This window comes from Pseudoalteromonas sp. S3776 (genome assembly GCF_005886915.1).
Classification (GTDB): Bacteria; Pseudomonadota; Gammaproteobacteria; order Enterobacterales; family Alteromonadaceae; genus Pseudoalteromonas.
Map to the genome: position 1 here is coordinate 1 of NZ_PNCU01000237.1, position 347 is coordinate 347.

The window sequence follows — 347 nt, forward strand, 5'->3', positions numbered from 1 at the left end:
GACTTCATGCTGCATTACTGTGAAATACAGCGAAAATTGAGAGAATACCCGGTGATCAATGCAGTCAGTTACCTGCGTACCACTCCCGAGGTTGCCCACAACAGATTACTGAGCCGGGGCAGAGAAGCTGAAAACGGTACGCCCTTCGAATACATTCGAGACATTCATCACTATCATGAAGCCATTCTGCCCCAGATCTGTGAATCAATGAACACGCCCTTGATCACTCTGGACTGGAATGAGTTCGGCTGCGAAGAAGAAGTAGGCAAGCGGTTGATACAAGTACTGGCCGAGAGCATCAAAGTATAAAGAACTCGAGAATCAGCCTGTGCACGATCGACACAGGC

Annotated in this window: 1 protein-coding gene; it reads left to right on the top strand. The window is 48.7% G+C overall.

The window, feature by feature from the left end; all coding sequences use genetic code 11:
• On the top strand, positions 1-309 hold a 309-nt coding region (locus CWC16_RS19740), incomplete at its 5' end, for a deoxynucleoside kinase (RefSeq protein ID WP_212747476.1).
• Positions 310-347 lie beyond the last annotated feature (38 nt).